The organism is Pseudomonas sp. ok272, from assembly GCF_900109995.1.
GTDB lineage: Bacteria > Pseudomonadota > Gammaproteobacteria > Pseudomonadales > Pseudomonadaceae > Aquipseudomonas.
The window spans coordinates 54422-78452 of sequence record NZ_FOCB01000010.1; the positions used below are offsets into that span (position 1 = coordinate 54422).

The 24031-nt window shown below is 59.4% G+C and carries 26 protein-coding genes and 1 tRNA gene; 4 read left to right on the plus strand and 23 right to left on the minus strand.

Translation table 11 applies throughout. From position 1 onward, the window contains the following. The first annotated feature begins 66 nt into the window (after nucleotides 1–66). Complete coding sequence (locus BMW74_RS15525; protein WP_093422658.1) at nucleotides 67–975, plus strand: LysR substrate-binding domain-containing protein; 909 nt, start codon at nucleotides 67–69, stop codon at nucleotides 973–975. A gap of 15 nt (nucleotides 976–990) precedes the next feature. Here BMW74_RS15525 and BMW74_RS15530 read toward each other — a convergent pair whose 3' ends face one another. Then, nucleotides 991–1647, minus strand: coding sequence for a TetR/AcrR family transcriptional regulator (locus BMW74_RS15530; RefSeq protein WP_093422662.1), 657 nt, complete (start codon nucleotides 1645–1647; stop codon nucleotides 991–993). 141 nt (nucleotides 1648–1788) lie between these two features. Here BMW74_RS15530 and BMW74_RS15535 point away from each other — a divergent pair, with 141 nt between their 5' ends. Together BMW74_RS15535 and BMW74_RS15540 are read left to right on the plus strand one after the other, a co-directional pair. Further along, nucleotides 1789–2877 carry a polyamine ABC transporter substrate-binding protein gene (locus BMW74_RS15535; protein ID WP_175479232.1) on the plus strand — a complete coding sequence of 363 codons (1089 nt, stop codon included), beginning with the start codon at nucleotides 1789–1791 and terminating at the stop codon, nucleotides 2875–2877. A gap of 16 nt (nucleotides 2878–2893) precedes the next feature. Further along, nucleotides 2894–4489, plus strand: coding sequence for a carboxylesterase/lipase family protein (locus BMW74_RS15540; RefSeq protein WP_093422672.1), 1596 nt, complete (start codon nucleotides 2894–2896; stop codon nucleotides 4487–4489). Between the two features lie 64 nt (nucleotides 4490–4553). Here the strand turns inward: BMW74_RS15540 and BMW74_RS15545 are convergent, their stop codons facing one another. The 20 genes from BMW74_RS15545 to BMW74_RS15640 form a co-directional block, all read right to left on the minus strand. Then, the gene (locus BMW74_RS15545; protein WP_218189039.1) at nucleotides 4554–6386 is read right to left on the minus strand and encodes an ATP-binding response regulator; all 1833 of its coding nucleotides are present in this window, start codon (nucleotides 6384–6386) and stop codon (nucleotides 4554–4556) included. Continuing rightward, nucleotides 6383–6994 carry a response regulator gene (locus BMW74_RS15550; RefSeq protein WP_218189040.1) on the minus strand — a complete coding sequence of 204 codons (612 nt, stop codon included), beginning with the start codon at nucleotides 6992–6994 and terminating at the stop codon, nucleotides 6383–6385. The genes BMW74_RS15545 and BMW74_RS15550 overlap by 4 nt, the downstream gene beginning before the upstream one ends. Nucleotides 6995–7700: 706 nt before the next feature. Continuing rightward, nucleotides 7701–7776: transfer RNA gene (locus BMW74_RS15555), tRNA-Lys, on the minus strand. A gap of 63 nt (nucleotides 7777–7839) precedes the next feature. Further along, on the minus strand, nucleotides 7840–8532 hold the full coding sequence (gene queC, locus BMW74_RS15560; protein ID WP_093422677.1) for a 7-cyano-7-deazaguanine synthase QueC: 693 nt from the start codon (nucleotides 8530–8532) through the stop codon (nucleotides 7840–7842). A gap of 1 nt (nucleotide 8533) precedes the next feature. Then, nucleotides 8534–9181 (minus strand): 7-carboxy-7-deazaguanine synthase QueE, encoded by a 648-nt coding sequence (queE, locus tag BMW74_RS15565; protein WP_093422682.1) that lies wholly within the window; start codon nucleotides 9179–9181, stop codon nucleotides 8534–8536. A 167-nt stretch (nucleotides 9182–9348) separates the two neighbouring features. After that, nucleotides 9349–10179 carry a tol-pal system protein YbgF gene (ybgF, locus tag BMW74_RS15570; protein WP_093422687.1) on the minus strand — a complete coding sequence of 277 codons (831 nt, stop codon included), beginning with the start codon at nucleotides 10177–10179 and terminating at the stop codon, nucleotides 9349–9351. A 6-nt stretch (nucleotides 10180–10185) separates the two neighbouring features. Continuing rightward, complete coding sequence (gene pal, locus BMW74_RS15575; protein ID WP_003227510.1) at nucleotides 10186–10683, minus strand: peptidoglycan-associated lipoprotein Pal; 498 nt, start codon at nucleotides 10681–10683, stop codon at nucleotides 10186–10188. A gap of 52 nt (nucleotides 10684–10735) precedes the next feature. Then, nucleotides 10736–12016: a Tol-Pal system beta propeller repeat protein TolB gene (gene tolB, locus BMW74_RS15580; protein ID WP_175479233.1), complete on the minus strand. Its 1281-nt coding sequence runs from the start codon at nucleotides 12014–12016 to the stop codon at nucleotides 10736–10738. A gap of 17 nt (nucleotides 12017–12033) precedes the next feature. Beyond that, the gene (gene tolA, locus BMW74_RS15585; RefSeq protein WP_093422697.1) at nucleotides 12034–13113 is read right to left on the minus strand and encodes a cell envelope integrity protein TolA; all 1080 of its coding nucleotides are present in this window, start codon (nucleotides 13111–13113) and stop codon (nucleotides 12034–12036) included. Further along, nucleotides 13113–13565, minus strand: coding sequence for a protein TolR (tolR, locus tag BMW74_RS15590; protein WP_175479239.1), 453 nt, complete (start codon nucleotides 13563–13565; stop codon nucleotides 13113–13115). The genes tolA and tolR overlap by 1 nt, the downstream gene beginning before the upstream one ends. A gap of 23 nt (nucleotides 13566–13588) precedes the next feature. Next, nucleotides 13589–14284, minus strand: coding sequence for a protein TolQ (gene tolQ, locus BMW74_RS15595; RefSeq protein ID WP_017340467.1), 696 nt, complete (start codon nucleotides 14282–14284; stop codon nucleotides 13589–13591). After that, nucleotides 14274–14741 carry a tol-pal system-associated acyl-CoA thioesterase gene (gene ybgC, locus BMW74_RS15600; RefSeq protein WP_093422704.1) on the minus strand — a complete coding sequence of 156 codons (468 nt, stop codon included), beginning with the start codon at nucleotides 14739–14741 and terminating at the stop codon, nucleotides 14274–14276. The genes tolQ and ybgC overlap by 11 nt, the downstream gene beginning before the upstream one ends. A 138-nt stretch (nucleotides 14742–14879) precedes the next feature. Further along, nucleotides 14880–15944 (minus strand): Holliday junction branch migration DNA helicase RuvB, encoded by a 1065-nt coding sequence (ruvB, locus tag BMW74_RS15605; protein WP_093422708.1) that lies wholly within the window; start codon nucleotides 15942–15944, stop codon nucleotides 14880–14882. Continuing rightward, nucleotides 15945–16553: a Holliday junction branch migration protein RuvA gene (gene ruvA, locus BMW74_RS15610; protein ID WP_093422714.1), complete on the minus strand. Its 609-nt coding sequence runs from the start codon at nucleotides 16551–16553 to the stop codon at nucleotides 15945–15947. A gap of 119 nt (nucleotides 16554–16672) precedes the next feature. Further along, a complete protein-coding gene (gene ruvC / locus BMW74_RS15615; protein WP_093422718.1) occupies nucleotides 16673–17197 on the minus strand; it encodes a crossover junction endodeoxyribonuclease RuvC in 525 nt (174 codons plus the stop codon). Between the two features lie 72 nt (nucleotides 17198–17269). Next, nucleotides 17270–18016 (minus strand): YebC/PmpR family DNA-binding transcriptional regulator, encoded by a 747-nt coding sequence (locus BMW74_RS15620; protein ID WP_093422728.1) that lies wholly within the window; start codon nucleotides 18014–18016, stop codon nucleotides 17270–17272. 111 nt (nucleotides 18017–18127) lie between these two features. Further along, the gene (gene aspS / locus BMW74_RS15625; RefSeq protein ID WP_093422734.1) at nucleotides 18128–19903 is read right to left on the minus strand and encodes an aspartate--tRNA ligase; all 1776 of its coding nucleotides are present in this window, start codon (nucleotides 19901–19903) and stop codon (nucleotides 18128–18130) included. A gap of 107 nt (nucleotides 19904–20010) precedes the next feature. Next, entirely contained in the window at nucleotides 20011–20232 is a 222-nt protein-coding gene (locus BMW74_RS15630; protein ID WP_010457489.1) for an FmdB family zinc ribbon protein, read from the minus strand. A 166-nt stretch (nucleotides 20233–20398) separates the two neighbouring features. Further along, on the minus strand, nucleotides 20399–20737 hold the full coding sequence (locus BMW74_RS15635) for a ribbon-helix-helix domain-containing protein (RefSeq protein WP_093422738.1): 339 nt from the start codon (nucleotides 20735–20737) through the stop codon (nucleotides 20399–20401). A 286-nt stretch (nucleotides 20738–21023) separates the two neighbouring features. Continuing rightward, nucleotides 21024–21497 (minus strand): Dps family protein, encoded by a 474-nt coding sequence (locus BMW74_RS15640; protein WP_093423227.1) that lies wholly within the window; start codon nucleotides 21495–21497, stop codon nucleotides 21024–21026. 418 nt (nucleotides 21498–21915) lie between these two features. Between BMW74_RS15640 and BMW74_RS25620 the strand changes: the two genes are divergently transcribed. Beyond that, complete coding sequence (locus BMW74_RS25620) at nucleotides 21916–22524, plus strand: cold-shock protein (protein WP_093422743.1); 609 nt, start codon at nucleotides 21916–21918, stop codon at nucleotides 22522–22524. An 88-nt stretch (nucleotides 22525–22612) separates the two neighbouring features. Here BMW74_RS25620 and BMW74_RS15650 read toward each other — a convergent pair whose 3' ends face one another. Together BMW74_RS15650 and BMW74_RS15655 are read right to left on the minus strand one after the other, a co-directional pair. Further along, nucleotides 22613–22819 carry a SlyX family protein gene (locus BMW74_RS15650; protein WP_093422748.1) on the minus strand — a complete coding sequence of 69 codons (207 nt, stop codon included), beginning with the start codon at nucleotides 22817–22819 and terminating at the stop codon, nucleotides 22613–22615. Nucleotides 22820–22822: 3 nt separating this feature from the next. Beyond that, the gene (locus BMW74_RS15655; RefSeq protein WP_093422752.1) at nucleotides 22823–23248 is read right to left on the minus strand and encodes an HIT family protein; all 426 of its coding nucleotides are present in this window, start codon (nucleotides 23246–23248) and stop codon (nucleotides 22823–22825) included. Nucleotides 23249–24031: the final 783 nt, after the last annotated feature.

A 24031-nucleotide genomic window follows, 5' to 3' on the forward strand; every position in this document is an offset into this window, starting at 1 on the left:
CTACTGTAAGCTGGCGTCCTGCGCCGAGAGAATCGCGTTTTGGTAATGGACTAATAACGAAGTCTTATGAATAAATTCACCGAACCGTTCGCCCTGACCCGCCTGCCGCACATGACCTTGCTGCTGGCGTTCAAGACCGTGGCCGAGCAAGGCAGCTTCACCCGGGCGGCGACCGTGCTGCACTTATCGCAGTCGGCCGTCAGCCAGCAAGTGGTCAAGCTGGAGGAAGCCCTGGGCGTGGTCCTGTTCGCCCGCTCGACCCGCACCGTCACCTTGACCAAGGCCGGCGCAGGACTGCTGCAGGATATCGGCGCGCCGTTCGAGCAACTGCTCAGCGCGTTTGAAAAGTGCGCCCGGCAGACCGCACCGCCAGTGCTGCACATCGAGGCGGAACCGGTGATGAGTGCATTCTGGCTGACCCCGCGCCTCAAGCATTTCACCCAACGCTTCCCCGCCCTGCGCATCCAGCAACTGTTGAGCACCCAGCGCGTCGAGTTCCCTGACGGGGTCGAGCTGGCGATCAAGTGGGGAACGGCCGAATGGCCAGGCTTCGACGCCGAGTTCCTGATGGGCCTGAACTACGCGCCGATGTGTTCGCCGTCCTTGCTCGATGGGCTGCGCGTACCGGCCGACCTGGCGCACCAGGCGCTGCTGCACGACCGGCATTATCACGACTGGGAAAGCTGGCAGGCGCTGTACCCCACGCCGGGGCTTGAGGTGCGCAGCGGCCACGTCGTCACCGACTCCAACGTCCTCGCCCAACTGGCCATCGAAGGCCACGGCGTGGCGCTGTGCGCGATCGAGTTGACCGAACGCGCGGTGCGCAATGGCGAGTTGGTCCTGCCCTTCCCCGACATGCTCATGCCGCACCCACTCGCCTACTACCTGCTGACGCAGCCGCAACGGGGCGTCAGTGAAATGACCCGTCAATTCATTGCCTGGCTCAGGGAAGAGGCGGCGGCCCTCAGCAGTTGACGCCGAGGTTGGCGCTCACCCCGCGCGACCCTGCCTATCACCGGACGTCAAGCCCGACAACAGCAGCCGGATGTCGCGGCGCACGAGGATAAGGGTGTCGGCGGTCAGGGCTGTGTCCGAGCACGCCAGGCTGCGGAAATGGAAGGCATAGATCGCGTAGACGACATCGATCAGCGCCTCGATGTCCACGCTTGCGGCGAACGTGCCACGGGCCACATACGCCTCAATCGCCAGCTTCAACGACGCCTTGAAACGATTGCGCGCCTGGCCGATCTGGGCGTGCTCTTCCACCGCAAACAACATGGCCGCCAGCAGTTCGCGCCATAGGCGTTTGTCTTCGAGCGTGTCCATGTCGCCATAGTCGGCGGCGATCATGTCGACGAACGCCTCTCGTGGGTCTTCCGGCAATGCGTTCACCACCTGGCTCACCGCCTCCTGGGCCAGCGCCACCTGGTTCTCGATGATGGCGATCAGCAAGGTGTGCTTGTTCGGGAAGTAGTTGTACACCGTGGTCACGCCGGATTCAGCGACGGCAGCGATGTCTTCCATGCGCGTGTGCGTGAAACCGCGCTCGCGAAACAGTTCGATCGCAGTGTTGATCAGCAACTGGCGAAACTTTTCTTTTTTTCGCTCGCGCAGCGATGGCGCGGGGTGGTTCGGGTGGGTGGGCATAGTCACTCCAGGGCTTGGGGCCGATGGCCGGCATTCTAGCGAATGTCGGACAGATATGGGCTCATCATTAAAAATGTAGTTGACTACATAATTGCACTCAAATACTTTTTAGCCACCCTCACCATTGAGATCGCTCGGGTTATGAACAGACTCACACTGCTATTTGGCATTGCCATCGCTGTCACTGCGTCGATCAGTTCGGCCGCACCGCAACAGGTACGAATCTTCAACTGGTCCGAGCTGATCGGGCAGAACACGCTCAAGGACTTCCAGGACCAGACCGGGATCCAGGTCCAGTACGACACCTTCGACAACGAGTCGACGCTGCAGGTGAAACTGCTCACCGGCAACAGCGGCTATGACGTGGTGGTGCCCTCTGGCTCGTCGCTGGATCAACTGATCACGGCCGGCGCCCTGGCCGAACTGGACCGCAGCAAGCTGCCCAACTGGAAGAACCTCGACCCCGAGCTGATGCAGTTCGTCGAAGGCAAGGACCCGGGCAATCGCCACGCCTTCATCTATGACTGGGGCACCACTGGCCTGGGCATCAACCAGGACCTGATCAAAGCGCGCATGAGCGACGCGCCACTGGACTCCTACGACCTGCTGTTCAAGCCCGAGGTGGTCAGCCGCTTCAAGGATTGCGGGGTCGGGATCATCGACAGCCCGGAAGACGTCTACCCGATCGTGCTCAATTACCTGGGGCTGGACCCGCAACAGCCGACACAGGAGAACCTTGCCAAGGCCAACACGCTGCTGGAGGCGATCCGGCCCAACCTGCGCTATATCAACTCGGGCAGCTACATCAACGACCTGGCCAACGCCAACATTTGCCTGATGCTGGGCTGGTCGGGCGATGTCGAGATCGCCGGGCGCCGCGCCCAGGAAGCCGGCAAGAACGACCACATCCGCTACATCGCACCACGGGAAGGCACTTCGGCCTGGTTCGGCTTCATGGCCATGCCCAAGGGGGCGCCCAATCCCGAGGCGGCCTATCGCTTCATGAACGAGATCCTCGAGCCACGGGTCAGCGCCGACTTCACCGCCACCGTCGGCTACGCCAACGCCGTGCCAGCCAGCCTCGCGCTGTTGCCCGAAGCCGTCGCACAGAACCCTACGATATTTCCCAGCCAGGCGGTGCGCAGCAAAATGTTCTGGCAGTCCAATCCGACCGCCACCGACCTGCGCCTGATGACCCGCGCCTGGAACCGCTTCAAGAGCGGCCTCTGACCTTAAGGAAACTGCAATGGCATTCACCTCCACTCACCCGGCCACGGTCCACACCGAGCAAGGCTCGCTGCGCGGTGCCTTCGACGCAACCTGCGGCCTGCACGGCTTCTTCGGTATTCCCTACGCCGAACCGCCACTGGGCGCCCTGCGCTTTCGCCCACCGCAGGCCCATCGCGGTTGGACCGGGGTGCGCGCCGCCGAGCGCTTCGGCTGCGCGTCGGCCCAACTCTTCGACTCGACCGAGGGCGAGTTCTGCGAGTTCAGCGACAGCGAAGCCGTCGAGGGGCAGCCGTGGGTCGGCGCCGAAGATTGCCTGACCCTGAACGTCTGGACGCCCTCGGTGGGCCCGGTTAAAAGACCGGTCATCGTGTGGATTCATGGCGGCGCCAACTGGCTGGAGAGCAGCCGCTTGAAGTGCTACCACGGTGACGTGCTGGCCAAGACCGGGGACGCGGTGTTCGTCTCGTTCAATTACCGGCTGGGGGTGTTCGGCTTCCTCGATGTCAGCGTGCTGGGCGACGACTCCTACGCCGGCGCCCACTCCCACGGGGTGCTCGATCAGCTCGAAGCGCTGCGCTGGGTGCGGCGCAACATTCAAGCGTTCGGCGGCGACCCGCAGAACATCACGCTGATGGGCGAGTCCGCCGGCAGCATCGACATCAGTTGGCTGCTGGCCGGCGGGCACCTGGGCGGGCTGGTCAAGCGCGTGGTGATGATGAGCGGCTATGCCGGCCTGCCCGGCCTGAGCGGCGACATTCGCGAAGGGCTCAGCGACGCCAGCGCGGGCGAGCTCGCACGCCAGTTCTTCGCCGATTGCGCCATCGACAGCGTCGAGCAACTCCAGCAGATGAGCACCGCGCAGGTGATGATGAAGGTGCACCACCTCGCTGAGTCCTCGGACATGCTGTTTCGCATGGACGCACTGTTTTGGCCCAAGACCTGCGCCCACTCATCGCCCGTGGACCCGATCGCGTTCGCCGAACAGGGCCGGGCGACCGGGATCGAGGTGATGATCGGCTTCACCCACTATGAAATGGGCCTGTGGCTGAACTGGGACGAGACCCTGGATCACCTGGGCCTGGACCGCATGGTCGAGCGCCTGGACATCATCCCGCCCGCGCTCAAGGACGCCGCCAAGGCCTTGTACCGCCAGACCTTCCCCGACGAAGACGAAGGCCAGCGCGCCATGCACCTGCTGGGCGATTGCGTGTTCGTCATGCCATCGTTGTGGGCGGCCGAGGGCCTGTCCAAGGGTAACGCGGTCAAGGTCTATCGCTTCGACCGCGAGACCGACCCCCGCCGCCGCGCCCAGCATGCGGCGGACCAGGTCTATTTCTTCGGCAAGCTCGACACCTACGTCGGCCGACTGCTGGCGGGAACCCCACGCGATGACGCCGAACAGGTCGAGCGCGAGGCATTGGCGAGCCTGATGCAAGGGCTGATCCTCAGCTTCGCCGGCGCTGCTGCAACGGACTCTGCGGCGTACCGCGACTGGGTTGGCTACGACGGTGAGTCACGCACGCTGCTGGCGCTGGATACCCAGCCACAGATGCTCAGCGACCCATACCGTCAGCGGCGGGCGTGGTGGTTTGAGCACATCTATCGTGGCTGAGCCAGGCGGCCCTGGGCGTCGCCTTCGGACACGCGGAATCGGACGGATCAAGCCGTCCGGGCCTTCAGGGGTGCGCCCACCGCGACAGGGCGACGCTGTCCTCGGTCGATAGCCTGGGATCAGGCCAGGCCTCTACGCTATCGGCCAACGCCCGGTACAACTGCATCGGCGATACCGGCTTATGCAGCAGCGGCACGCCGCTGTCACGCGCTTCGCGCAAGCGCTGCGTGGTGGTGTCGCCGGTGATGATCAAGGCCGGCACCGAGATCCCCAGCGCCTCGCGGACCTGGTGGATGACCTGGGTTCCGGTTTCGTTCTGGCGCAGGCAATAGTCACTGATCAGCATCTGTACCGGCCAGTGGGCCACGTGTTGCAGGGCCTCATCGATAAACTCCGCCGCCCGGCATTCGCAGCCCCAATCTTCCAGCAACTGGACCATGGCCTCGCGCACAAAGGCGTCATCCTCGACCACCAACACCCGCAGGCCTCCCAGGTGCATGGGCTGGCGCTGGGGAACATCGCTCAGGGAGAACACATCGTCCGCCCACACGGGATCGACCCTCGGCAAGCGCACCCGGAACACACTGCCACGCCCTGGCCGGGACACCAGGCTCAAACCATGATCGAGCGAACGTGCCAGCCCTTCGGTGATCGCCAGGCCCAGTCCCAGGCCCTTGAGGCGGTCACGCTCCGGGTTGCCTAACTGGTGGAACTCACGAAACACCTCCGACTGTTGCGCCGGCTCGATCCCAATGCCGGTATCGAACACCTCGATCGACACCTGCTCGCCCCGCTGCCGGGCGATCACCAGCAAGCCGCCGCACTCGGTGTAGCGAATGGCATTGGTGATCAGGTTGCGCAGGATCAGTTCCAGCAGCGCCGGGTCGGAGTCCACGGACAGGTGAGTCTCGCGGCACCGATAGACGATGCCCTTGGCATCCGCCTGGCCACCCAGTTCGTTCTCCAGGCGATTGAACAGCGGCTGTAATTGGAACCCGCGACGCTGCGGCTCGATCACGCCCGCCTCGATCCGCGAGAAGTCGAGCAAGGTGTTGAGCATCTGCGCCGACGCCTGGCTGGCGGCGCGCGCGTGGCCCAGCACCTTGCGCTGGACCTCGGACAGGTCACTGCGCTCCAGCACCTCCAGGAACAGCTCCTGGGCATGGATCGGCTGGCGCAGGTCATGACTGGCCGCGGCCAGGAACTTGGACTTGGCCAGGTTGGCTTCCTCGGCCTTGAGCCGGGCCTGATCGGCGCGCTCGGACTCGATCTTCAGGCACTCGACCAAGTCGCGGTTCTCGAAGCGCAAGGCAATGGCACTGCGCGAGGCCCGCTGGGCAATCATCGCCTGGCCGATCAGGCCCGCGACAAACAGGGTGCAACTGATGGCCAGGACGCGGTAGGACTCATCCCCGATCATCCACAACTTGCCGTTGATGGACGCCAGTTGTGCCAGTTGCATGCACAAGAACAGCGGCAGCACTGGCGCCAGCAACGAGGCGGCATTGCCGCTGATCCCGGCCAGAGCAGTCATGGCCAGCAGTTGCGCGGCGAGCGAGCCCTGGCCCATCACAACCCAGGCCAGGCCCCCCCAGACCAACCCTTCAAGTACCTTGATCAGGCCCATGTGGATCAGCAACCGTCGGCGATTGTCCACCGTCACGCCACGGCGCAAGGCCAGGCTCGCGTAACTCACGCACAGCACCCGTGCGCTCACCACGGCACCCAGCCAGAGCAGCAGCGGGGAACGGTCCTGCGGGGAATCGAAGGCCAGTACGAGCACCACCGCCAGGGCGCTGCCCAGGTACAGCGACTGCTTGATACCCGCCAACACCAGGCGCATCTGCTCGACGCGGATGTCGCTGTCCACGTCGCCGCCCGGCGCTACGCGGCTCAATCGATCAACCCCATGCGTCGCGCCACGAACGTCGCCTGGGAGCGGCTGGACACCTGCAACGCCAGCAACGTGGCCTGCACGTGCCCGCGCACGGTGTTCTCCGAGAGGTTGAGCTGGCGGCCGATCATTTTGTTCGACAGCCCCTGGCTGAGCAGGTCGAGCACTTCCCATTGGCGCGGCGTCAACTTGATCGAGGGGCCGCTGGCGTCAGACAACGGGGATTGGGCCTGCACATCGCCCGCGAGCATCTGGGTAATCAGTTCCAACATCCGCGCAGGTGCCTCGGCCTTGCAGACGAAGCCTTGGGCACCGTGGGCCAGCGCTTCCTGCTCCACCCGCGGCCCCTGCAAGCCGGACACCACCAGCACCTTCGCCAGCGGCCACCGGCGCTTGAGCAGGGCGATACCATTCAGGCCGTTAATGCCTTCGAGCTTGATGTCGAGCAAGACCAGATCGAGGGTGTCACTCGAACACAGCAACGCCTCTTCCAGTGAGGCCGCCTCGAATATCTGCACAGCCTTCAAGCCGGAGGTCAGCATCATGCTCACCCCGGAACGAAACAAAGCGTGGTCATCAACAAGCAGCAGGTGCGCAGTCATGCCGGCCATTCAATATCATCCATACCGCGCAAGCAACCAGTCCATGTGGACTATAGGAATGTCCCGTCGCAACTGATCAAGGTGGTCGGCACACCTTAAGGATGAGTTCATGAACCGCGCTGATCGAGGGCTGTCGCTACATGCGTGACGCCGTCGACGCGCCTGCGTTGATGATGTCACCGCATCAGGCCGGTGCTACGTGTTCCCCGCCTCGTACTTTTCCCCTTCGCCCCTCGCCAACCAAGATTCATTGACGCTGAGCAACTGGGCAATCTCCGGCAGGCGCTGCCTGGGCAAGCCACGGGCGAACCAGTTCGTCATGTTCTGGGGGCTGACCCGCAAAAACAACGCGAAATCCATGGGTGAGATATTGCACTGGGCCAGTAGCGCCCGAAAACGTGGACCGGATCCACGAAGACTGCCCGAGCGCCGTGTCAGAGATTGCTGTCCTGCACACGCGCCGATACCTTGATTGGCCATTCCTTTTCCCTTCTGTTGCTCCATGGGTTTACGGGTGCGCCCAACGCGTTGAGGTACCCGGCAACCAGTATAAACAAACGCTTGCGCTGCACGGAGCCGGCTACGGCAAGCGGTCCGCCCTAAAGCGGTTGTCCTGCTCACCTCCCAGCCCCGCGCGATCACCTTTTTAAAGGCAAAAAAAAACCCGGAAATCCTCACTTGCGTGGGCCTTCCGGATTTTCTAAACCGCCAAAAATGGTGGGTCGTGTGGGATTCGAACCTACGACCAATTGGTTAAAAGCCAACTGCTCTACCAACTGAGCTAACGACCCGCTGTGTGGTGGCGCGTATAATACTGATTTTTAAGGACTATTCAACACCTATTTTGAAATAAATCAAAAATAAGGTGTTGGGTCGCTGATTCCGGCCGCAGCGAAGCCTTCTGCACGCAGGCGGCAGCTGTCGCATTTGCCGCACGCATGGCCGCGCTCATCGGCCTGATAGCAAGAAACGGTCAGCCCGTAGTCGACCCCAAGCTTCACCCCAGCCTGAACGATTTGCGCCTTGCTGAGATTCTGTAGCGGGGCCTGGATGCGGAAGCCGTTGCCTTCAACCCCGGCCTTGGTCGCCAGGTTGGCCATGCGTTCAAAGGCCTCGATGAACTCAGGACGGCAATCCGGGTAGCCGGAGTAGTCCACCGCATTGACCCCGATGAAGATGTCACGGGCCCCCAGCACTTCAGCCCAACCCAGGGCAAGCGACAGGAACACCGTGTTGCGCGCAGGCACATAGGTAATCGGGATGCCTTCGCTGGGCGCTTCAGGTACATCGATGGCGCTATCGGTCAATGCCGAACCGCCAATACCGTTCAGGTCCAAACCGATGACTTTGTGCTCGACGACACCCAGATCCCGCGCCACACGCTCGGCAGCACGCAGCTCGGAGCGGTGACGCTGGCCATAGTCGAAGCTCATGGTGTAGCAGCTATAGCCTTGCGCGCGGGCCATCGCCACGACGGTCGCCGAGTCCAGGCCACCAGACAGCAGTATCACCGCACGTTTTTCGGTGGTGTTCAGTTGTTCAGTCATTTCAGCGCCCCGGCTCGTCATTCCAAAGATATTTGTGTAGCTGCAACTGCAGGCGTACCGGCAGGTTGTCGGCGACAACCCAGTCAGCCAGGTCGCGTGCGTTCAGATCGTGATGACTCGGCGAGAACAGGACCTCGCCGGCCCGCCGCTCCAGCCCGTACTGGATCAGCTTGGACACTGCCCAGTCATAGTCCGCGCGCGAGCAGATCACAAACTTGACCTGGTCATTGGCTGTCAGCAACGCGATATTTTCGTAGCGGTTACGCTGGGACTCTTTGGAGTCTGGGGTTTTCAGGTCAACGACGCGACTAACCCGCGGGTCGACCGCACTGATGTCCAAGGCGCCGCTGGTCTCCAGCGAGACCTCATAGCCTGCATCGCACAGTTGCTTGAGCAACGGGATGGCATTCGGTTGCGCCAACGGCTCACCGCCGGTGACACAGACATAGCGAGGCCGGAAGCCGGCAACTTGCTCAAGGATGTCGTCGAGGGTTCGCAAGGTGCCGCCGCTGAACGCGTAGGCACTGTCGCAGTATCCGCAACGCAATGGGCAACCGGTCAAGCGCACAAATACTGTGGGCAGCCCGGCAGTCCGCGTTTCACCCTGCAACGAGTAAAAAACTTCGGTGATTCTCAATGTGTCTTGCATAGTCGCCACGGGCGTAACAGCTAAACAGGCTGTCCGCCTCCGTCAGGCACTTGATGGAACCCCGCCAACGCGCGGACCCCAAAAAGCGGTGTTTCATAAAAAGGGCGTGAATTCTAACGAAAAAACCCGCGACAAGCGCGGGTTTCTTATGAACTGATCAAACAGCGCTACATGCGCTGCAGGTCGCGTTGAGCCAACTGAGCAGCGGAAGTGCCCGGATATTGGGAAACCACCTGCTGCAGAATGCCTTTGACCTTGTCGGTATGACCCAGGCGGCGCTCCACGTCAGCAAGCTTGTATAACGAATCCGGCACTTTGGCGTGCTTGGGGTACAACTGCGAAACCTTGGCGAAAGCCTGGCCAGCACCTTGTAAATCGCCCTTGGCCAAGTTCACTTCACCCAACCAATACTGGGCATTACCCGCGTACTGACTATTAGGGTACTTACGCAGGAAAGCGGAGAAGGCCTGGCTGGCCTTGTCGAAATCCTTGGCCTTGATCAGGTCGAAGGCAGCATCGTAATAGAGCTTTTCCTTCGCCGGATCAGCAGGCTCAGCGCTCGCCGCGGGTGCTTGGGCTGCTGCGCCCGCACCGGCGACTGTACCGGCGGCATTCATATCGCCACCGGCTGGAGAATTTTCAGGGGCTGCTGCGGATGTACCGCCACTCCCAATACGCCGATCAAGATCCTGGTATCGCTCCAGGCTTTCTTGCTTCATGCGTGCGACATCGTTTTGCAGAACCTCGATCACACCTTGTTGGCGTGCAATCTGCTCCTGCATTTGTTGCAGTTGGTTGAACAGCTCGCCCTGTGCCGAGACAGGGGTCGAAACCCCTCCCCCGGCATAGGCGCCGTTCGTACCGTAACCCGCAGGCGGATAACTGCTCCCGCTATTGTTATAACCGGAGTTGTTATCAACCACAGGAACCGCAGCCCACACCGCAAGCGGGGCGAGACTGAGAGCCAGGACAGTTACAGCACGACGGCACGTTCGCATGACGAATTACTTACGCAGTTCGACGCGACGGTTCTGAGCCCAGGACTGCTCGTCGTGGCCAGTAGCAACTGGACGCTCTTTACCGTAGGAAACCAGTTCCAGCTGAGCTGGGGAAACACCTTGCAGTACCAGGTAGCGTTGAACGGCTTTCGCACGACGCTCGCCCAGTGCCATGTTGTACTCACGAGTACCACGTTCGTCGGTGTTGCCTTCCAGAACAACGCGAGCGCCGTTTGCTTTCAGGTCTTTGGCGTGAACGTCCAGAGCGCGCATGGCTTCTGGCTTCAGGTCCGAGCTGTCGTATTCGAAGTAGAAGGTGGTGATTGCGCGCAGAGCAGCTTCTTCGCTCAGGGAGCCGTCAACAGCACCAGTGTTAGCGCCGTAACCAGCGTTTGGATCAACAGCGCCTTCACCGGCGTTGTCGCCGCCTTTGGACGAGCAACCTACAGCTACAGCCATGGCCAGAGCCAGCGCAGCAAACTTACCAAACTTCAGCATTTCCATCGTGAAACTCCTAATGAACCCCAATGTGTTAAGTAAAACGTGTAACGCCGCGTCAGTTCAGGTAAGGGGACCAGGAAGGTTCTCTGACTTCGCCTTGAGCGGTAGGAAGCGGGAGCCTTACGCGTCCATTGATAGACACGAGCATCAAGACTCCCCGGCCCTGCTGGGCGGTGGCGTAGATTACCATGGTGCCGTTGGGCGCAACAGTGGCTGACTCATCAAGGTTGGTGTCTGTAAGGATTTTTACGCTACCGCGTTGCAAATCCTGGGCCGCCACGCGGAAATTGGTGAAGCCATCCTGACGGTGAATCATTACCAGGGTCTTTTCATCTGCCGACAGTTTCGGGTTGGCGTTGTAGTTACCAATGAAGGTCACACGCTCAGCACCGCCGCCATTGACGTTGGCTTTGTAGATTTGCGGCTTGCCGCCACGGTCGGAGGTGAAGTAGATGGTCGAGCCATCCTTACCCCAGAACGGTTCGGTGTTGATGCCTGGACCTGCGGTGACACGGCTGATCTGGCGCGAGCCCAGGTTCATCACGTAGATGTCCGGGTTGCCATCCTTGGACAGCACGAATGCCAGGCGATTGCCATCTGGCGACCAGGCTGGAGCACCGTTCAGGCCTTCGAAGTTGGTGATCTGCTCGCGACGACCCGTATCGATGTTCTGCATGAAAATGCGCGGACGCTTCTGCTCGAACGACACATAGACGATACGCTTGCCATCCGGAGCAAAGCGCGGCGACAGGATCGGCTCGCGCGATTGCAGCAAGGTTACCGCACGGGCACCGTCATAATCCGAGCGCTGCAGGGTGTAGCGTGTGTTGTTCACCGAGAAACGTTCGGCCGTCACGTACAGCAGGCGGGTGGAGAACGCGCCCTTGATACCGGTGAGTTTCTCGAACGACTGGTCGGAGATGTAGTGCGCCATGTCGCGCAGTTGATCGACACCACCCGACACACTGCCCGTCAGCACTTGCTGCTCGGTGTTGACGTTGAACAGCGCATATTGCACCTGCAGGCGACCGCCCGATGGAACAATGCTACCGACCATGATGTATTGGGCGCCCAGGGCTTTCCAGTCACGGTAAATGACTTCGCTGGCCTGAGTCGGCTGGCTGATCATGTTCTGCTTTGGAATCGGCGCGTAGTAACCGGAGTTGCGCAAATCGTTGCCAATGATTTCTGCCATGTCGTCCGGCAGGACGCTACCGCCCTGCCATCCGAATGGAACGACCGCAATCGGCGTTGCCCGATCACTGCCGCTGGTAACCAGAATGTTCTTTTCATCCGCCGTCGCTATCCCTGCCATGCAGCAAATAACGACAAGCATTCCTCGAAGAAGGTTTCTCACAAGGCTAGATCCTCAGGTGTGAATGTCATCTTGAATGAACGATAGGGAGCGAAATCGCTCGGCTTCATTCCCTGCATTTCTGTCAAACGACCAATGTTCTTGACCGCTGCTACCGCCGAACTGTCGAAAGGACCGTCGCCACTGGACTTGGCCACGCTGACCGAAGTCACCGTACCATCGGGCAACATGCCAATTTGCAGCACGACCGTCATGTTCTTGCGTGCCGAAGGAGGACGAGCCCAACCTTCCGCTGCCCGAGCACGAATCAGATCATCGAAACTACCGGCGACTTCATCACCCTGCTCATCGGCCAAGGCCTGCTGACGCTGTGGCGTATCGGAAAGCAAATCTGCCAAGGCCTGGGCCTTTTTCTCTTCGGTAGATTTACGCGCCGCGTCCTGCGATTTTTTCTTCGCAGCATCGGCAGCCGCTTTCTTCTTCGCGTCCTCGGCGACTTTCTTCTTCGCCTCGTCTGCTTGCGCTTTCTTCTTGGCGTCTTCGGCGGCTTTTTTCTTCGCGTCTTCGACGATCTTTTTCTTCGCTTCTTCAGCGGCCGCTTTCTTGGCCTCTTCTTCAGCGGCTTTCTTGGCTTCTTCTTCGGACTTCTTCTTGGCTATATCAGCCAATTGTTTCTCTTCTGCCTTTTTGGCTTCGGCGGTCTTCTTTGCTTCGTCGGCTTTCTTGGCTTCATCAGCCTTTTTCGCCTCTTCCGCTTTTTTCGACTCGTCGGCCTTCTTGGCTTCCTCAGCTTTTTGAGCAGCGTCTTCTTTCTTTTGTTCCGCAGCCTTTATCGCTTCCTGCTCGACCTTTTTCTGCTCCATCTGTTCGACTTCGGTCTGGCGCGCAGCGGATTTCTTCGCTTCACCCGCAATCTTCTGATTGGTCTGGGTGGTCGCCTGACTTTTCGATTTCAACTGGTACAGGGTCGCCTGGACAATGGGCTTGGACGGCGGCAACTCTGGAGTAAAGGCAAAACTGACAAACAGCATGCCGAACACCAGCACATGCAGGCCAATTGCCCAAACACTAGGCCAGAAGTAGCTTTCCGAGGCTGTTGGCTCTCGTTGTTGCTGCATCAGGGCGCCTCGGTTATCAGGCCAACATTACCAACCCCGGCTTTCTGCAGCCCGCCCATGGCGCCCATGACGGAACCATAGTCGACGGTCTTGTCACCGCGAATGAACACCTGGGTGTGCTTGCCGCCTTCATTACCGTTGCGAATGATTTTGGTCACCGCGTCGGTCATCTGCGGCAACGTCATGGCCCGGTCCTGCTGCTTCTCGGTGTCGACTTCGCTGCCAAGGTTCCAGTAATAGGTCTTGTCAGCCTTGATCGAAATAGTCAGGACTTGGGTGTTGTTGTCTTGCGGCAAGGCTTCGCTGGAAACCTTGGGCAGATCAACCTTCACGCCCTGATTGAGCATCGGCGCGGTCACCATGAAGATAACCAGCAGCACCAACATCACGTCGATGTAAGGCACCACGTTCATCTCGGCAACCGGCTTGCGCTTTTTGCGAGCTCGAGCGATTAAAGCCATTGGGAAATACCTGCTTATTCTTCGCTGGTGTGCACTTTACGGTGCAGGATCGCCTGGAACTCATCGGCGAAGGTGTAGTAACGGCTGATCAGGGTTTCGCTACGCGCCGCAAAACGGTTGTAGGCGATAACCGCAGGAATAGCCGCGAACAGGCCGATTGCCGTGGCGATCAGCGCCTCGGCGATACCCGGGGCCACGGTGGCCAGGGTCGCTTGCTGGGCAGTGGCCAGGCCGCGGAAAGAGTTCATGATGCCCCACACCGTACCGAACAGGCCGATGTATGGGCTGACGGAGCCAACAGTCGCCAGGAACGGCAAGCTCTGCTCCAGTTTCTCTTCCTCGCGGGAAATCGCCACGCGCATGGCACGCGCCACGCCTTCCATGACCGCTTCAGGGTCGACACCAGGCTGCTGGCGCAGACGGGAGAACTCCTTGAAGCCGGCGCGGAAGATCTGCTCCACACCGGAGTCTGGATCAGGGTTGCTGCCCGCCTGACGGTACAACTTGGACAGATCGATACCCGACCAGAAGCGCTCCTCGAAGCTCTCCAGGGCACGTCGACCGGCGCGCAGCAAATTGCTGCGCTGAAAGATCATGATCCATGAAGTCACCGATGCGGCTACCAGGATCAGCATTACCAACTGTACAACGATGCTGGCATTGCTGACCAAGCTCCACATGGAGGAATGGTCGACGACGTTAGCTTCCACGCTTTATCTCCTGCTCTGAGTGTGTACCCGCGCCGCTCACGCCAGCAAAGGCTGCGCGTAGAGCTTCGGGAATGGCCCGGGGTTTTAAACTATGGGTGCGCACGCAGGCCACCAAAAACTGCCCTTCGCAGAGCAGTGCATTATCCGTGGCTCGCCTGACCTGCTGCTTGAAGCGCAGGCTGACACGGTTCAATTCAATTACTTGTGCACTTACCAGCAGTTCGTCGTCCAGTCGCGCCGGCGCGTGATAGCGCGCTTCGCTGGAATGCACGACAAACAACAGGTCCTCACCCGCCAGCTGTGATTGGGCAAAGCCCAGTTCACGTAGCCGCTCGGTTCGAGCCCGTTCCATAAACTTGAGGTAATTAACGTAATACACGATACCGCCGGCATCGGTGTCCTCGTAATAAACGCGACAACGATGCGCGAACGGCTCTAGCCCGTTTTGCGCGCGCATACTCTAGTGCTTACTCCTCGGGTTGCCAATCCGGCCAGGCAACTGTTTTTTCATTCTGCTGCGCCTTATCTGAAAAACCCCGACAATCGCAGCACCTAGGACCACACACAGCCGAATTAAATCGCCACGCGGCGATGATTAATCGTCTACCGCCCCCAAAAACGCGTCGACCACGGGCATCTCACCCAATCGGGACGGAATATTCAAACCAAAATGCAGATACGCATGCCGAGTCACCACCCGACCTCTGGGGGTCCGCATGATGTACCCCTGCTGGATCAAGTAAGGCTCCAGCACGTCTTCGATGGTATGGCGCTCTTCGCTGATCGCTGCCGCCAGGCTGTCCACACCTACCGGACCACCATCGAATTTCTCGATCATGGTCAATAGCAGGCGTCGATCTTGGTGATCGAAGCCATGCTCATCGACATCCAACAGGTTTAACGCCAGGTCGGCAACCGGCTTGGTGATATGGCCCTTGGCCCGGACTTCGGCGAAATCACGCACCCGACGCAGCAAGCGGTTGGCGATTCGCGGCGTACCACGGGCACGGCGCGCAATCTCGAACGCGCCCTCCGGGTCCAACGGTAGCCCAAGAATGCTCGCCGAGCGGCTGACGATGGTTGCCAGGTCCGCCGTGCTGTAGAACTCCAGGCGCTGGACGATACCAAAACGGTCACGCAACGGATTGGTCAACATGCCAGCCCGGGTGGTTGCCCCGACCAGGGTGAACGGTGGCAAGTCCAGCTTGATCGAGCGCGCCGCCGGCCCCTCGCCGATCATGATGTCGAGCTGGAAGTCCTCCATCGCCGGGTACAGCACTTCCTCGACAATCGGTGACAAACGATGGATTTCATCGATGAACAGCACGTCATGGGGTTCGAGATTGGTCAGCAACGCCGCCAGGTCACCCGGGCGCTCCAGCACCGGGCCCGAGGTGCTTTTGATCGACACGCCCATTTCCTGGGCGATAATGTTGGCCAGCGTGGTCTTGCCCAGCCCCGGCGGACCGAAAATCAGCGTGTGATCCAGGGATTCGCTACGCCCACGGGCGGCCTGGATGAACAACTCCATTTGCTCGCGGACCGTCGGCTGGCCGATGTACTCAGCCAGGCTGACCGGGCGAATCGCCCGATCCTGTACCTCTTCACGCTCACGCGGACCACCACCGGTGGCTGTAATCAGACGATCAGCTTCAATCACTTAGATCATTCCCTTCAGGGCGCGACGAATCAGGTCTTCACTGCTCAAGTCCTTCTCCTTGATACTGGCAATCGCCTTGCTGGCCTCCTGCGGCTTATACCCCAGGGAAATCAGCGCGCTGACCGCATCGTTTTCCGCGCTGTGCAGCGGCTGCGGCGCATCTGGCTGGTTCGGTACCAAGGCAAACATGCTCGGCACGGCTTCCCAGGCCTTGAAGCGATCCTTGAGCTCGACCAGCAACCGCTCGGCCGTCTTTTTGCCGACACCCGGCACCTTGGTCAGCGCCGACGTATCCTGCGCCTGCACGCACCGCACCAGCTCATCGACTTCCAGGCTGGACATCAACGCCAGCGCCAGCTTCGGCCCTACGCCGTTGAGGCGGATCAATTCACGGAAGAAGTCACGTTCGCGCTTGCCAATGAAACCATAGAGCAACTGAGCGTCTTCGCGCACCACCAGATGGGTGTGCAACGTTAGCGGTTCGCCGACCGACGGCAGCCTGTAAAGGGTGGTCATCGGCACTTCCAGCTCATAACCCAGGCCGTTTACATCCAGAATCAGGTGCGGCGGCAGTTTCTCAGCCAGGGTGCCGCGTAAACGTCCAATCACGTTTCAAATCCTTAAGCGTTGGCCAGATCTGGCTTTCGAGTACCAATAGTGAACGTGTTCGCCGACAGGACAGGCGCAAAACGCTCAATGGATAAAACAAGTGGGCTGATGCTATCAGATCACAGACGAAGGCGACCGCCACGACTGCGCGCCGCGCCCAACCCGTGGGGCAGAAGACTTGAACGGGTATGGGCATGGCAAATCGCGATGGCCAGGGCATCCGAGGCATCGATCTGCGGTTTGCTGGTCAGTTTCAGCATGTGCATGACCATCATCTGCACTTGCTCTTTGTTCGCCGCACCCGTGCCGGTCACCGCCTGCTTGACCTGGGTAGCCGTGTACTCGGCGATCTCCAGGCTTTCTTCCGCACCGGCCACGATCGCGGCACCCCGCGCCTGCCCGAGCTTAAGGGCCGAGTCGGCATTGCGGGCCATGAAGACCTTTTCGATGCCCATCGTGACGGGGCCGTAGGTCTGGATAATCTCGCGTACGCCCCGATAAACAATTTGCAACCGTTCGTGTAGCTCGCCGCTGCCGGTACGAATACATCCCGACGCTACGTAGACACAGCCACGGCCGGTATCGCGCACAACGCCGTAACCGGTGATGCGCGAACCAGGATCGATACCAAGAATTAAAGTCATAGCGCCTGCAAAGCTGATGCGAATATCTGAAGAATGGGCAGGAGCAAGCCCCTGCCCATCAGGGCGTAGCAATCAGCCTAGTTGCTCGGCGACCGACTCAGGGATGTCCGCGTTGGAATAGACGTTCTGCACGTCATCCAGGTCTTCAAGCATATCGATTAGCTTGAGCACCTTCTCGGCGCCTTCCAGGTCCAGTTCGGCACTGGTGGTCGGCAGCATGACGATCTCCGCATCGGTGCCCTTGAAGCCCGCGGCTTCGAGGGCATTGCGGACCGAATAGAAACCGGCGAACGAGGTAAATACGTCGATGGAGCCATCTTCGTTGGTCACCACGTCATCGGCGTCGGCTTCCATGGCCGCTTCCATCAGCGCGTCCTCATCCACGCCCGGCGCGAAGGAAATCTGCCCCTTGCGCTCGAACAGGTACGCCACCGAACCGTCGGTACCGAGGTTGCCACCACACTTGCTGAATGCGTGACGCACCGCCGCTGCGGTGCGATTGCGGTTGTCGGTCATGCATTCGACCATCACCGCCACGCCGCCCGGGCCGTACCCTTCATAGGTCAATTCGACCATGTCATCGGTATCGGCTGCGCCGGCACCACGGGCAACCGCACGGTCGATGATGTCACGGCTCATGTTCGCGCCAAGGGCTTTATCCAGCGCCAGGCGCAAACGTGGGTTGGAGCCCGGATCAGCGCCGCCCTGACGGGCCGCGACAGTCAGTTCACGAATCCACTTGGTGAAAATCTTGCCCTTCTTGGCATCCTGACGTTCTTTGCGGTGCTTGATGTTCGCCCACTTGGAATGACCCGCCATAACTCGCTCCGAATTCTCTATAAAACAATGCCCGCGCGCCCGTGAAGGCGAGCGGGCAATACTATCTGGTTTCGAAAAGGCGCATCGCAGGATGCGCCCTTGTCGCCAGTCTTACTCTGCCTTGGGTGCTTCACGCAGACGGATATGCAGCTCGCGCAATGCCTTGGCATCCACTACACCCGGTGCTTGCGTCATCACGTCGGCGGCACTCTGGGTTTTCGGGAAGGCAATCACTTCACGGATCGACTGCGCACCGGTCATCAGCATCACCAGACGATCAAGGCCAAAGGCCAAGCCGCCGTGGGGTGGCGCGCCGTATTTCAGGGCGTCGAGCAGGAAGCCAAACTTCTCTTCCTGTTCCGCTTCATTGATCCCCAGCAGGCGGAAAACCGATTGCTGCATTTCCTTGCGGTGGATACGGATCGAACCGCCACCCAGCTCGGTGCCGTTCAGGACCATGTCGTAGGCACGGGACAGAGCGGTAGCCGGGTTGGCCTCGAGCTCTTGCGGCGTGCACTTCGGCGCGGTGAACGGGTGGTGCAAGGCGCTGAAGCTGCCGTCGTCGTTCTCTTCGAACATCGGGAAGTCGACGACCCACATTGGCGCCCACTTGCAGGTCAGCAGGTCCAGGTCGTTGCCGACCTTGATCCGCAGTGCACCCAGGGCTTCGCTGACGATCTTCGCCTTGTCGGCGCCGAAGAATACGATGTCGCCGTCGACTGCACCGACGCGATCGAGGATCACGTTGAGGTTGGCTTCAGGGATGTTCTTGACGATTGGCGACTGCAAGCCTTCAACGCCCTTGGCGCGCTCGTTGACCTTGATGTACGCCAGGCCCTTGGCACCGTAGATACCGACAAACTTGGTGTAGTCGTCGATCTGCTTGCGCGGCATGCTCGCCGCGCCAGGCACGCGCAAGGCGGCGATGCGGCATTTCGGGTCGTTGGCCGGACCGCTGAATACCTTGAAGTCGACGTCCTTGAGCTGATCGGCAACGTCCACCAGTTCCAGCGGGTTGCGCAGGTCCGGCTTGTCGGAACCGTAGCGGCGCATGGCCTCTTCAAAAGTCATGTGCGGGAATTCACCGAACTCCAGGTCCAGCACTTCCTTGAACAGCTTGCGAATCATGCCTTCGGTCAGGCCCATGATGTCTTTTTCATCGAGGAAGCTGGTCTCGATGTCGATCTGGGTGAATTCCGGCTGGCGGTCCGCACGCAGGTCTTCGTCACGGAAGCACTTGGCGATCTGGTAGTAACGGTCGAAGCCGGCCACCATCAGCAGTTGCTTGAACAACTGCGGCGATTGCGGCAAGGCAAAGAACGAACCGGCGTGGGTACGGCTCGGCACCAGGTAGTCGCGAGCACCTTCCGGCGTCGCACGGGTCAGGATCGGCGTTTCGACGTCGAGGAAACCGTTCTCGTCCAGGTAGCGACGGATGCTGGTGGTCATGCGCGAACGCAGACGCAGCTTCTCGGCCATTTCCGGACGGCGCAGGTCAAGGAAGCGATAACGCAGGCGGGTTTCTTCGCCGACGTCGGAGAACTCGTTCAATGGGAACGGCGGGGTTTCCGACTCGTTCAACACTTCCAGTTCATAACCCAGCACTTCGATCATGCCCGACGCCATGTTGGCGTTGGTGGCACCGGCCGGACGCAAGCGCACCTTGCCGGTGATTTTCACGACGTATTCGCTACGCACGCGATCGGCGGCGGCGAAGCTCTCGGCGCGATCCGGATCGAACACTACCTGGGCCAGACCATCACGATCACGGATATCGAGGAAGATCACCCCGCCGTGGTCGCGGCGACGGTGAACCCATCCGCAAAGGGTAATTTCCTGACCTTCCAGGGTCTCGTTCAGTTGGCCGCAATAATGGCTGCGCATCATGGTAGTGGTTTCACTTCTCGTAATTCGAAATTCGGTGGGAGGTCTTGCTGCACCGCCGCATCTGGATGCGGGGTCAGATAATGCAAGAGCTCGATGGGTCATTCAACTTAGTCAGCTTTGTCGCCGCCAGCCAGATTCTTCTTCGAACCGGTCTTGAAATCGGTTTCGTACCATCCGGTGCCGCTGAGGCGGAAGCCCGGCATCGACAACATTTTCTTCAATTCAGGCGCCTGGCAGGCAGGGCAGTCGACCAACGGTGCTGCGCTGATCTTCTGAATGGCTTCCAACTGATGACCACAGGAAGCACATTGATAGTCGTACATCGGCATGGGGGTTGTCTCGGCGATCAGATTAATCCCGTGCAAACCGTGAGTTTGCCGGCAAAGAGCGCGATTATATCCATTAAATCGTGCCTGTGCAGCCGTAACGCTACACAGGCGAGTTGCCCCCCTTGATCCGTCGGCAGCCGGCACCGGGGCGGACCGGGCGTGGCAATCAATCCGGGACGTTGAAAGCCCCCCCATTCAAGCTGTGCACGACACACACCACCCGGATCAATCCACTGAAATTCTTCACCCCCCCATGCCTCAGGCGAACCTCCCTGTCGACATAGGACAACAAGGCACTCACCGAGCAACTATTGGTCTTGGCCATGTTGGCGAGAATATCCCAGTAGACCTGTTCCAACCTCAAGCACGTTGCAAACCCATTTAAACGAACCGAGCGTGATAGAGGTTGTACCAGCCCCATATCAAACTCACGCACAAACGGATTCACCCTTACACCTTTATGCTTCGTAAGTTCACCCGCAAAACACTCTATTTGTCGAACCATGCTACTGACACTCCTTTGTCATACCGCTTCAACAAGAACAACCATTTACGCTGTTATAGAAGCGCAACCGATTGACTACATCCAGATGTATTGATAACCATCCATGTAGGACAAGCCAACAGCAGCAAGGAGACTGTTAACGCAGTCCTACATCTATTCAGTGAACGGAATGCGTGTGTAGGAGAAGGCGAGGCCAGAAGCGGATAAAGCACATGCCAGGGGGTAGGACACCAACCCCTGGCACTGGAACGCGGAGTAGCGGGACGCCCGCTGGGTGCCGCCTGGGTTACCGATCATCCAACAGCGAGCGCAACATCCAGGCCGTTTTCTCATGCACCTGCATGCGCTGGGTGAGCAGGTCAGCGGTAGGCTCATCACTGACTTTATCCAGCAGTGGGAATATGCCCCGCGCCGTACGCGTGACGGCTTCTTGCCCTTGGACAAGTTGCTTAATCATGTCCTCTGCACTTGGCACGCCCTCCTCTTCTTTAATAGAAGAGAGACGCGCATAAATCGAATAAGCGCCCGGCGCCGGGAAGCCCAATGCACGAATACGCTCGGCAATGAGATCCACCGCCAGCGCCAACTCGTTATATTGCTCCTCAAACATTAAGTGGAGGGTACGAAACATCGGACCGGTCACATTCCAATGGAAGTTATGGGTCTTCAGATAGAGCACGTAGGTGTCTGACAACAAACGCGAAAGCCCTTCAACAATAGACTTGCGATCCGCTTCACTGATACCGATATCGATTGCCATGTTGTTCTCCCGAAGGTTAATGAATTCCTTTCCACCGTTGCGCAACCACTCTAGCAGCACCTCACAGGCTTGATTCATCTACCTTGCCGCGACAAATTGACCGACAGCCCTCCCATGCCCTGAAACCTGGCCCATGCCTGCCAAAAGCCAACCGAAACGCTCTGCAACAGGCGCTTACGACAGATTCGCGGCAACCCTCAGGCAAACCGGCGATCGCACTGGCCAGCACATTGTCAGCGCTGATTTGAGAAGCCCCGGCCTTTGCTGTTAAATAGGGACTGTGTCACTGCCGCTATTTTCCCGCGCGCAGTGCATAGGCTGATGCCCAGGCACGTGTCCACCGCCTCCCATTGTTCAGAAGCGAACCGCGCTCCATCAGCTCTTCCTTAGTGATCCGTCTTAATGTGAGCCAATCAAAATGTTGAAAATCGTCCACCTGCTAACGGGCGCAGCAGCTTTGCTGCTGTCCTTCATCCCTAGCTTGCAAGCCGAAGCTGTAGCCGCTGTACCTTACCTGCAACAACCTGACGCGCTGTACCTGGCGCTCTTCGGCCTGCTGAATCTGACCCTTGCCCCAGTGATTCCCTACTGGAACAAAGGGCCTCGTCACCAACTGCAAAACCTGGTCAGTGCCCTGCTGGTGCTTGCCGTTGTCCTGCAAACTCTAGCGCTGCTGGCGATGCCGGAAATCGGCGGCCACCCGACCGTTCTTTTCAGCCTCATCGTCGCGCTGGCCGCCGTATTGCTGCACCTGGCCGTCAGCTTCTACAAGTCCTCACCCGCCGCTGCCGCTCAAAACTACGACATGACCAACCGTGATACCGGCACCGTGAAGTGGTTCAACACCTCCAAGGGCTTTGGTTTCATTTCCCGGGACTCCGGTGATGACATCTTTGTGCACTTTCGCGCCATCCGCGGCGAAGGTCACCGCGTCCTGGTCGAAGGCCAGCGTGTGGAGTTTTCCGTGATGAACCGAGACAAAGGCCTGCAAGCTGAAGATGTGATCGCCGCCCTGCCGCGTCGCTGACCCCAGCCCCTTACCTTCGCCTCAAAAAAAACCGCGATGCAGCCAAGCTGCTCGCGGTTTTTTTATTACCTGCAATCGGTCATTACATTCAGTAATGAGGCGGCGGGGCTTCTTCTTCAAAAGACTCGAACTGGCCAGCCATATCCTCCTGACGCTTGAGCAATGCGGCCATCTGCAACTGCAGGCGCTCGACCACCCGCTGCTGTGTCACCAGCACATCGTTCATCGCCTCGATGGCGTCGTCCTGAAATGCCAGGCGACTCTCCAGATCCATGACCCGATCTTCCAGACTCATGACTCAACCCTCCACAAAGGTAAAATCATCGTTCAACACCAGGCGCAGGCGCTTGCGAATAGCCTCCACCTGTTCGGCCGTATAGGGCCGCGCCGGGTGCTTGCCCCAGACGGGCGCAGGCCAGGCCGCGTCCTCACGTTTACGCACAATGACATGCATGTGCAGTTGGCTGACGACGTTACCCAAGGTCGCGACGTTCAATTTGTCGGCATCGAATGAATCCTTGAGCGTTTCGGCCAACCGCGTGGTTTCAAGCCACAGCTGCTGCTGATCAGCCATTTCCAGCTGGAACAACTCACTGATATCCGCTCGGCGCGGCACCAGAATGAACCACGGATAGTTCGAATCGTTGGACAACAGCAACCGGCTCAAAGGAAAATCCCCAATGGGCAGGGTGTCTTGTTCAAGTCGTGGATCTAAAGCAAACACCGCACACTCCCGCCTACTCGATGAAATCGGTCCAGTGCCCACCATTGGACTGACTGGTACACCTATCGCGCCAGCATACCCGCGAACACGGCACGGTTCACGGCGAAATAACGCCGACGCCGATGCGCCGACCTGCTGACGAGTGCTCCAATACAGAACACTTACACCCTCCGCGCACCAGCCCGGCACTCCGACCTCTCGTACCCAGCATCCAGCGCCCCCACCGGCCCACGCCTTGGCTCACCGCAGTTGAACGGTAAACGCCCAATAAATTTATCTTTTCTTTGCAGCACAAATTGACCGTACGTCTACGCTATATCCCTCAAGCATCCGCCGTTTACACACAGCCGAGGGTGGACCGGTAACATTTTCGTGCTCTCACCAATGCACACTCATGGTGCAACACCAGAAGCACGATGGCGTCAAGCCCACACACATGACTGAGCAAAGCCCCGTATTTATTCGTCTTCGTAAAATAAAACGAACGCACTGAAGGAAAATGAATACAGAAAAGCGTTTTGTGCACGCTTGTTGCATTCATTCCCACATCGTCTATAAGCGGCCCACTGGAAGTGGCCTCCTATGGACCAGAATAAGAACAGCGGCAGGGTAGCCCAAGGAGATTCAAGTGCAGGTCAAGGACTACTTTTTCTGACACTCAAGCCTTGAAGTACAACGCTGAAGTTGTCTGTTGAAATGTACGAAATTTGCAAAATTACGACCTCTACCGCGCTTTTCGCGACAGGGTCGTAGAGATGCTGAAAGGTGAGATGCGCAACTATC

Bases quoted from the DNA above. Each gene is read 5' to 3' on its own strand.
- ybgF (WP_093422687.1), bottom strand. From the start codon at position 10,179: ATGCGAACGTGCCGTCGTGCTGTAACTGTCCTGGCTCTCAGTCTCGCC.
- pal (WP_003227510.1), bottom strand. From the start codon at position 10,683: ATGGAAATGCTGAAGTTTGGTAAGTTTGCTGCGCTGGCTCTGGCCATG.
- aspS (WP_093422734.1), bottom strand. From the start codon at position 19,903: ATGATGCGCAGCCATTATTGCGGCCAACTGAACGAGACCCTGGAAGGT.
- ruvC (WP_093422718.1), bottom strand. From the start codon at position 17,197: ATGACTTTAATTCTTGGTATCGATCCTGGTTCGCGCATCACCGGTTAC.
- ybgC (WP_093422704.1), bottom strand. From the start codon at position 14,741: ATGCGCGCGCAAAACGGGCTAGAGCCGTTCGCGCATCGTTGTCGCGTT.
- BMW74_RS15550 (WP_218189040.1), bottom strand. From the start codon at position 6,994: ATGGCCGGCATGACTGCGCACCTGCTGCTTGTTGATGACCACGCTTTG.
- BMW74_RS15650 (WP_093422748.1), bottom strand. From the start codon at position 22,819: ATGAGTCTGGAAGATCGGGTCATGGATCTGGAGAGTCGCCTGGCATTT.
- BMW74_RS15540 (WP_093422672.1), top strand. From the start codon at position 2,894: ATGGCATTCACCTCCACTCACCCGGCCACGGTCCACACCGAGCAAGGC.
- BMW74_RS15635 (WP_093422738.1), bottom strand. From the start codon at position 20,737: ATGGTTCGACAAATAGAGTGTTTTGCGGGTGAACTTACGAAGCATAAA.
- tolB (WP_175479233.1), bottom strand. From the start codon at position 12,016: ATGCTTGTCGTTATTTGCTGCATGGCAGGGATAGCGACGGCGGATGAA.
- BMW74_RS25620 (WP_093422743.1), top strand. From the start codon at position 21,916: ATGTTGAAAATCGTCCACCTGCTAACGGGCGCAGCAGCTTTGCTGCTG.
- BMW74_RS15525 (WP_093422658.1), top strand. From the start codon at position 67: ATGAATAAATTCACCGAACCGTTCGCCCTGACCCGCCTGCCGCACATG.
- queC (WP_093422677.1), bottom strand. From the start codon at position 8,532: ATGACTGAACAACTGAACACCACCGAAAAACGTGCGGTGATACTGCTG.
- BMW74_RS15630 (WP_010457489.1), bottom strand. From the start codon at position 20,232: ATGCCGATGTACGACTATCAATGTGCTTCCTGTGGTCATCAGTTGGAA.
- BMW74_RS15640 (WP_093423227.1), bottom strand. From the start codon at position 21,497: ATGGCAATCGATATCGGTATCAGTGAAGCGGATCGCAAGTCTATTGTT.
- queE (WP_093422682.1), bottom strand. From the start codon at position 9,181: ATGCAAGACACATTGAGAATCACCGAAGTTTTTTACTCGTTGCAGGGT.
- BMW74_RS15535 (WP_175479232.1), top strand. From the start codon at position 1,789: ATGAACAGACTCACACTGCTATTTGGCATTGCCATCGCTGTCACTGCG.
- tolA (WP_093422697.1), bottom strand. From the start codon at position 13,113: ATGCAGCAACAACGAGAGCCAACAGCCTCGGAAAGCTACTTCTGGCCT.
- BMW74_RS15530 (WP_093422662.1), bottom strand. From the start codon at position 1,647: ATGCCCACCCACCCGAACCACCCCGCGCCATCGCTGCGCGAGCGAAAA.
- BMW74_RS15620 (WP_093422728.1), bottom strand. From the start codon at position 18,016: ATGGCGGGTCATTCCAAGTGGGCGAACATCAAGCACCGCAAAGAACGT.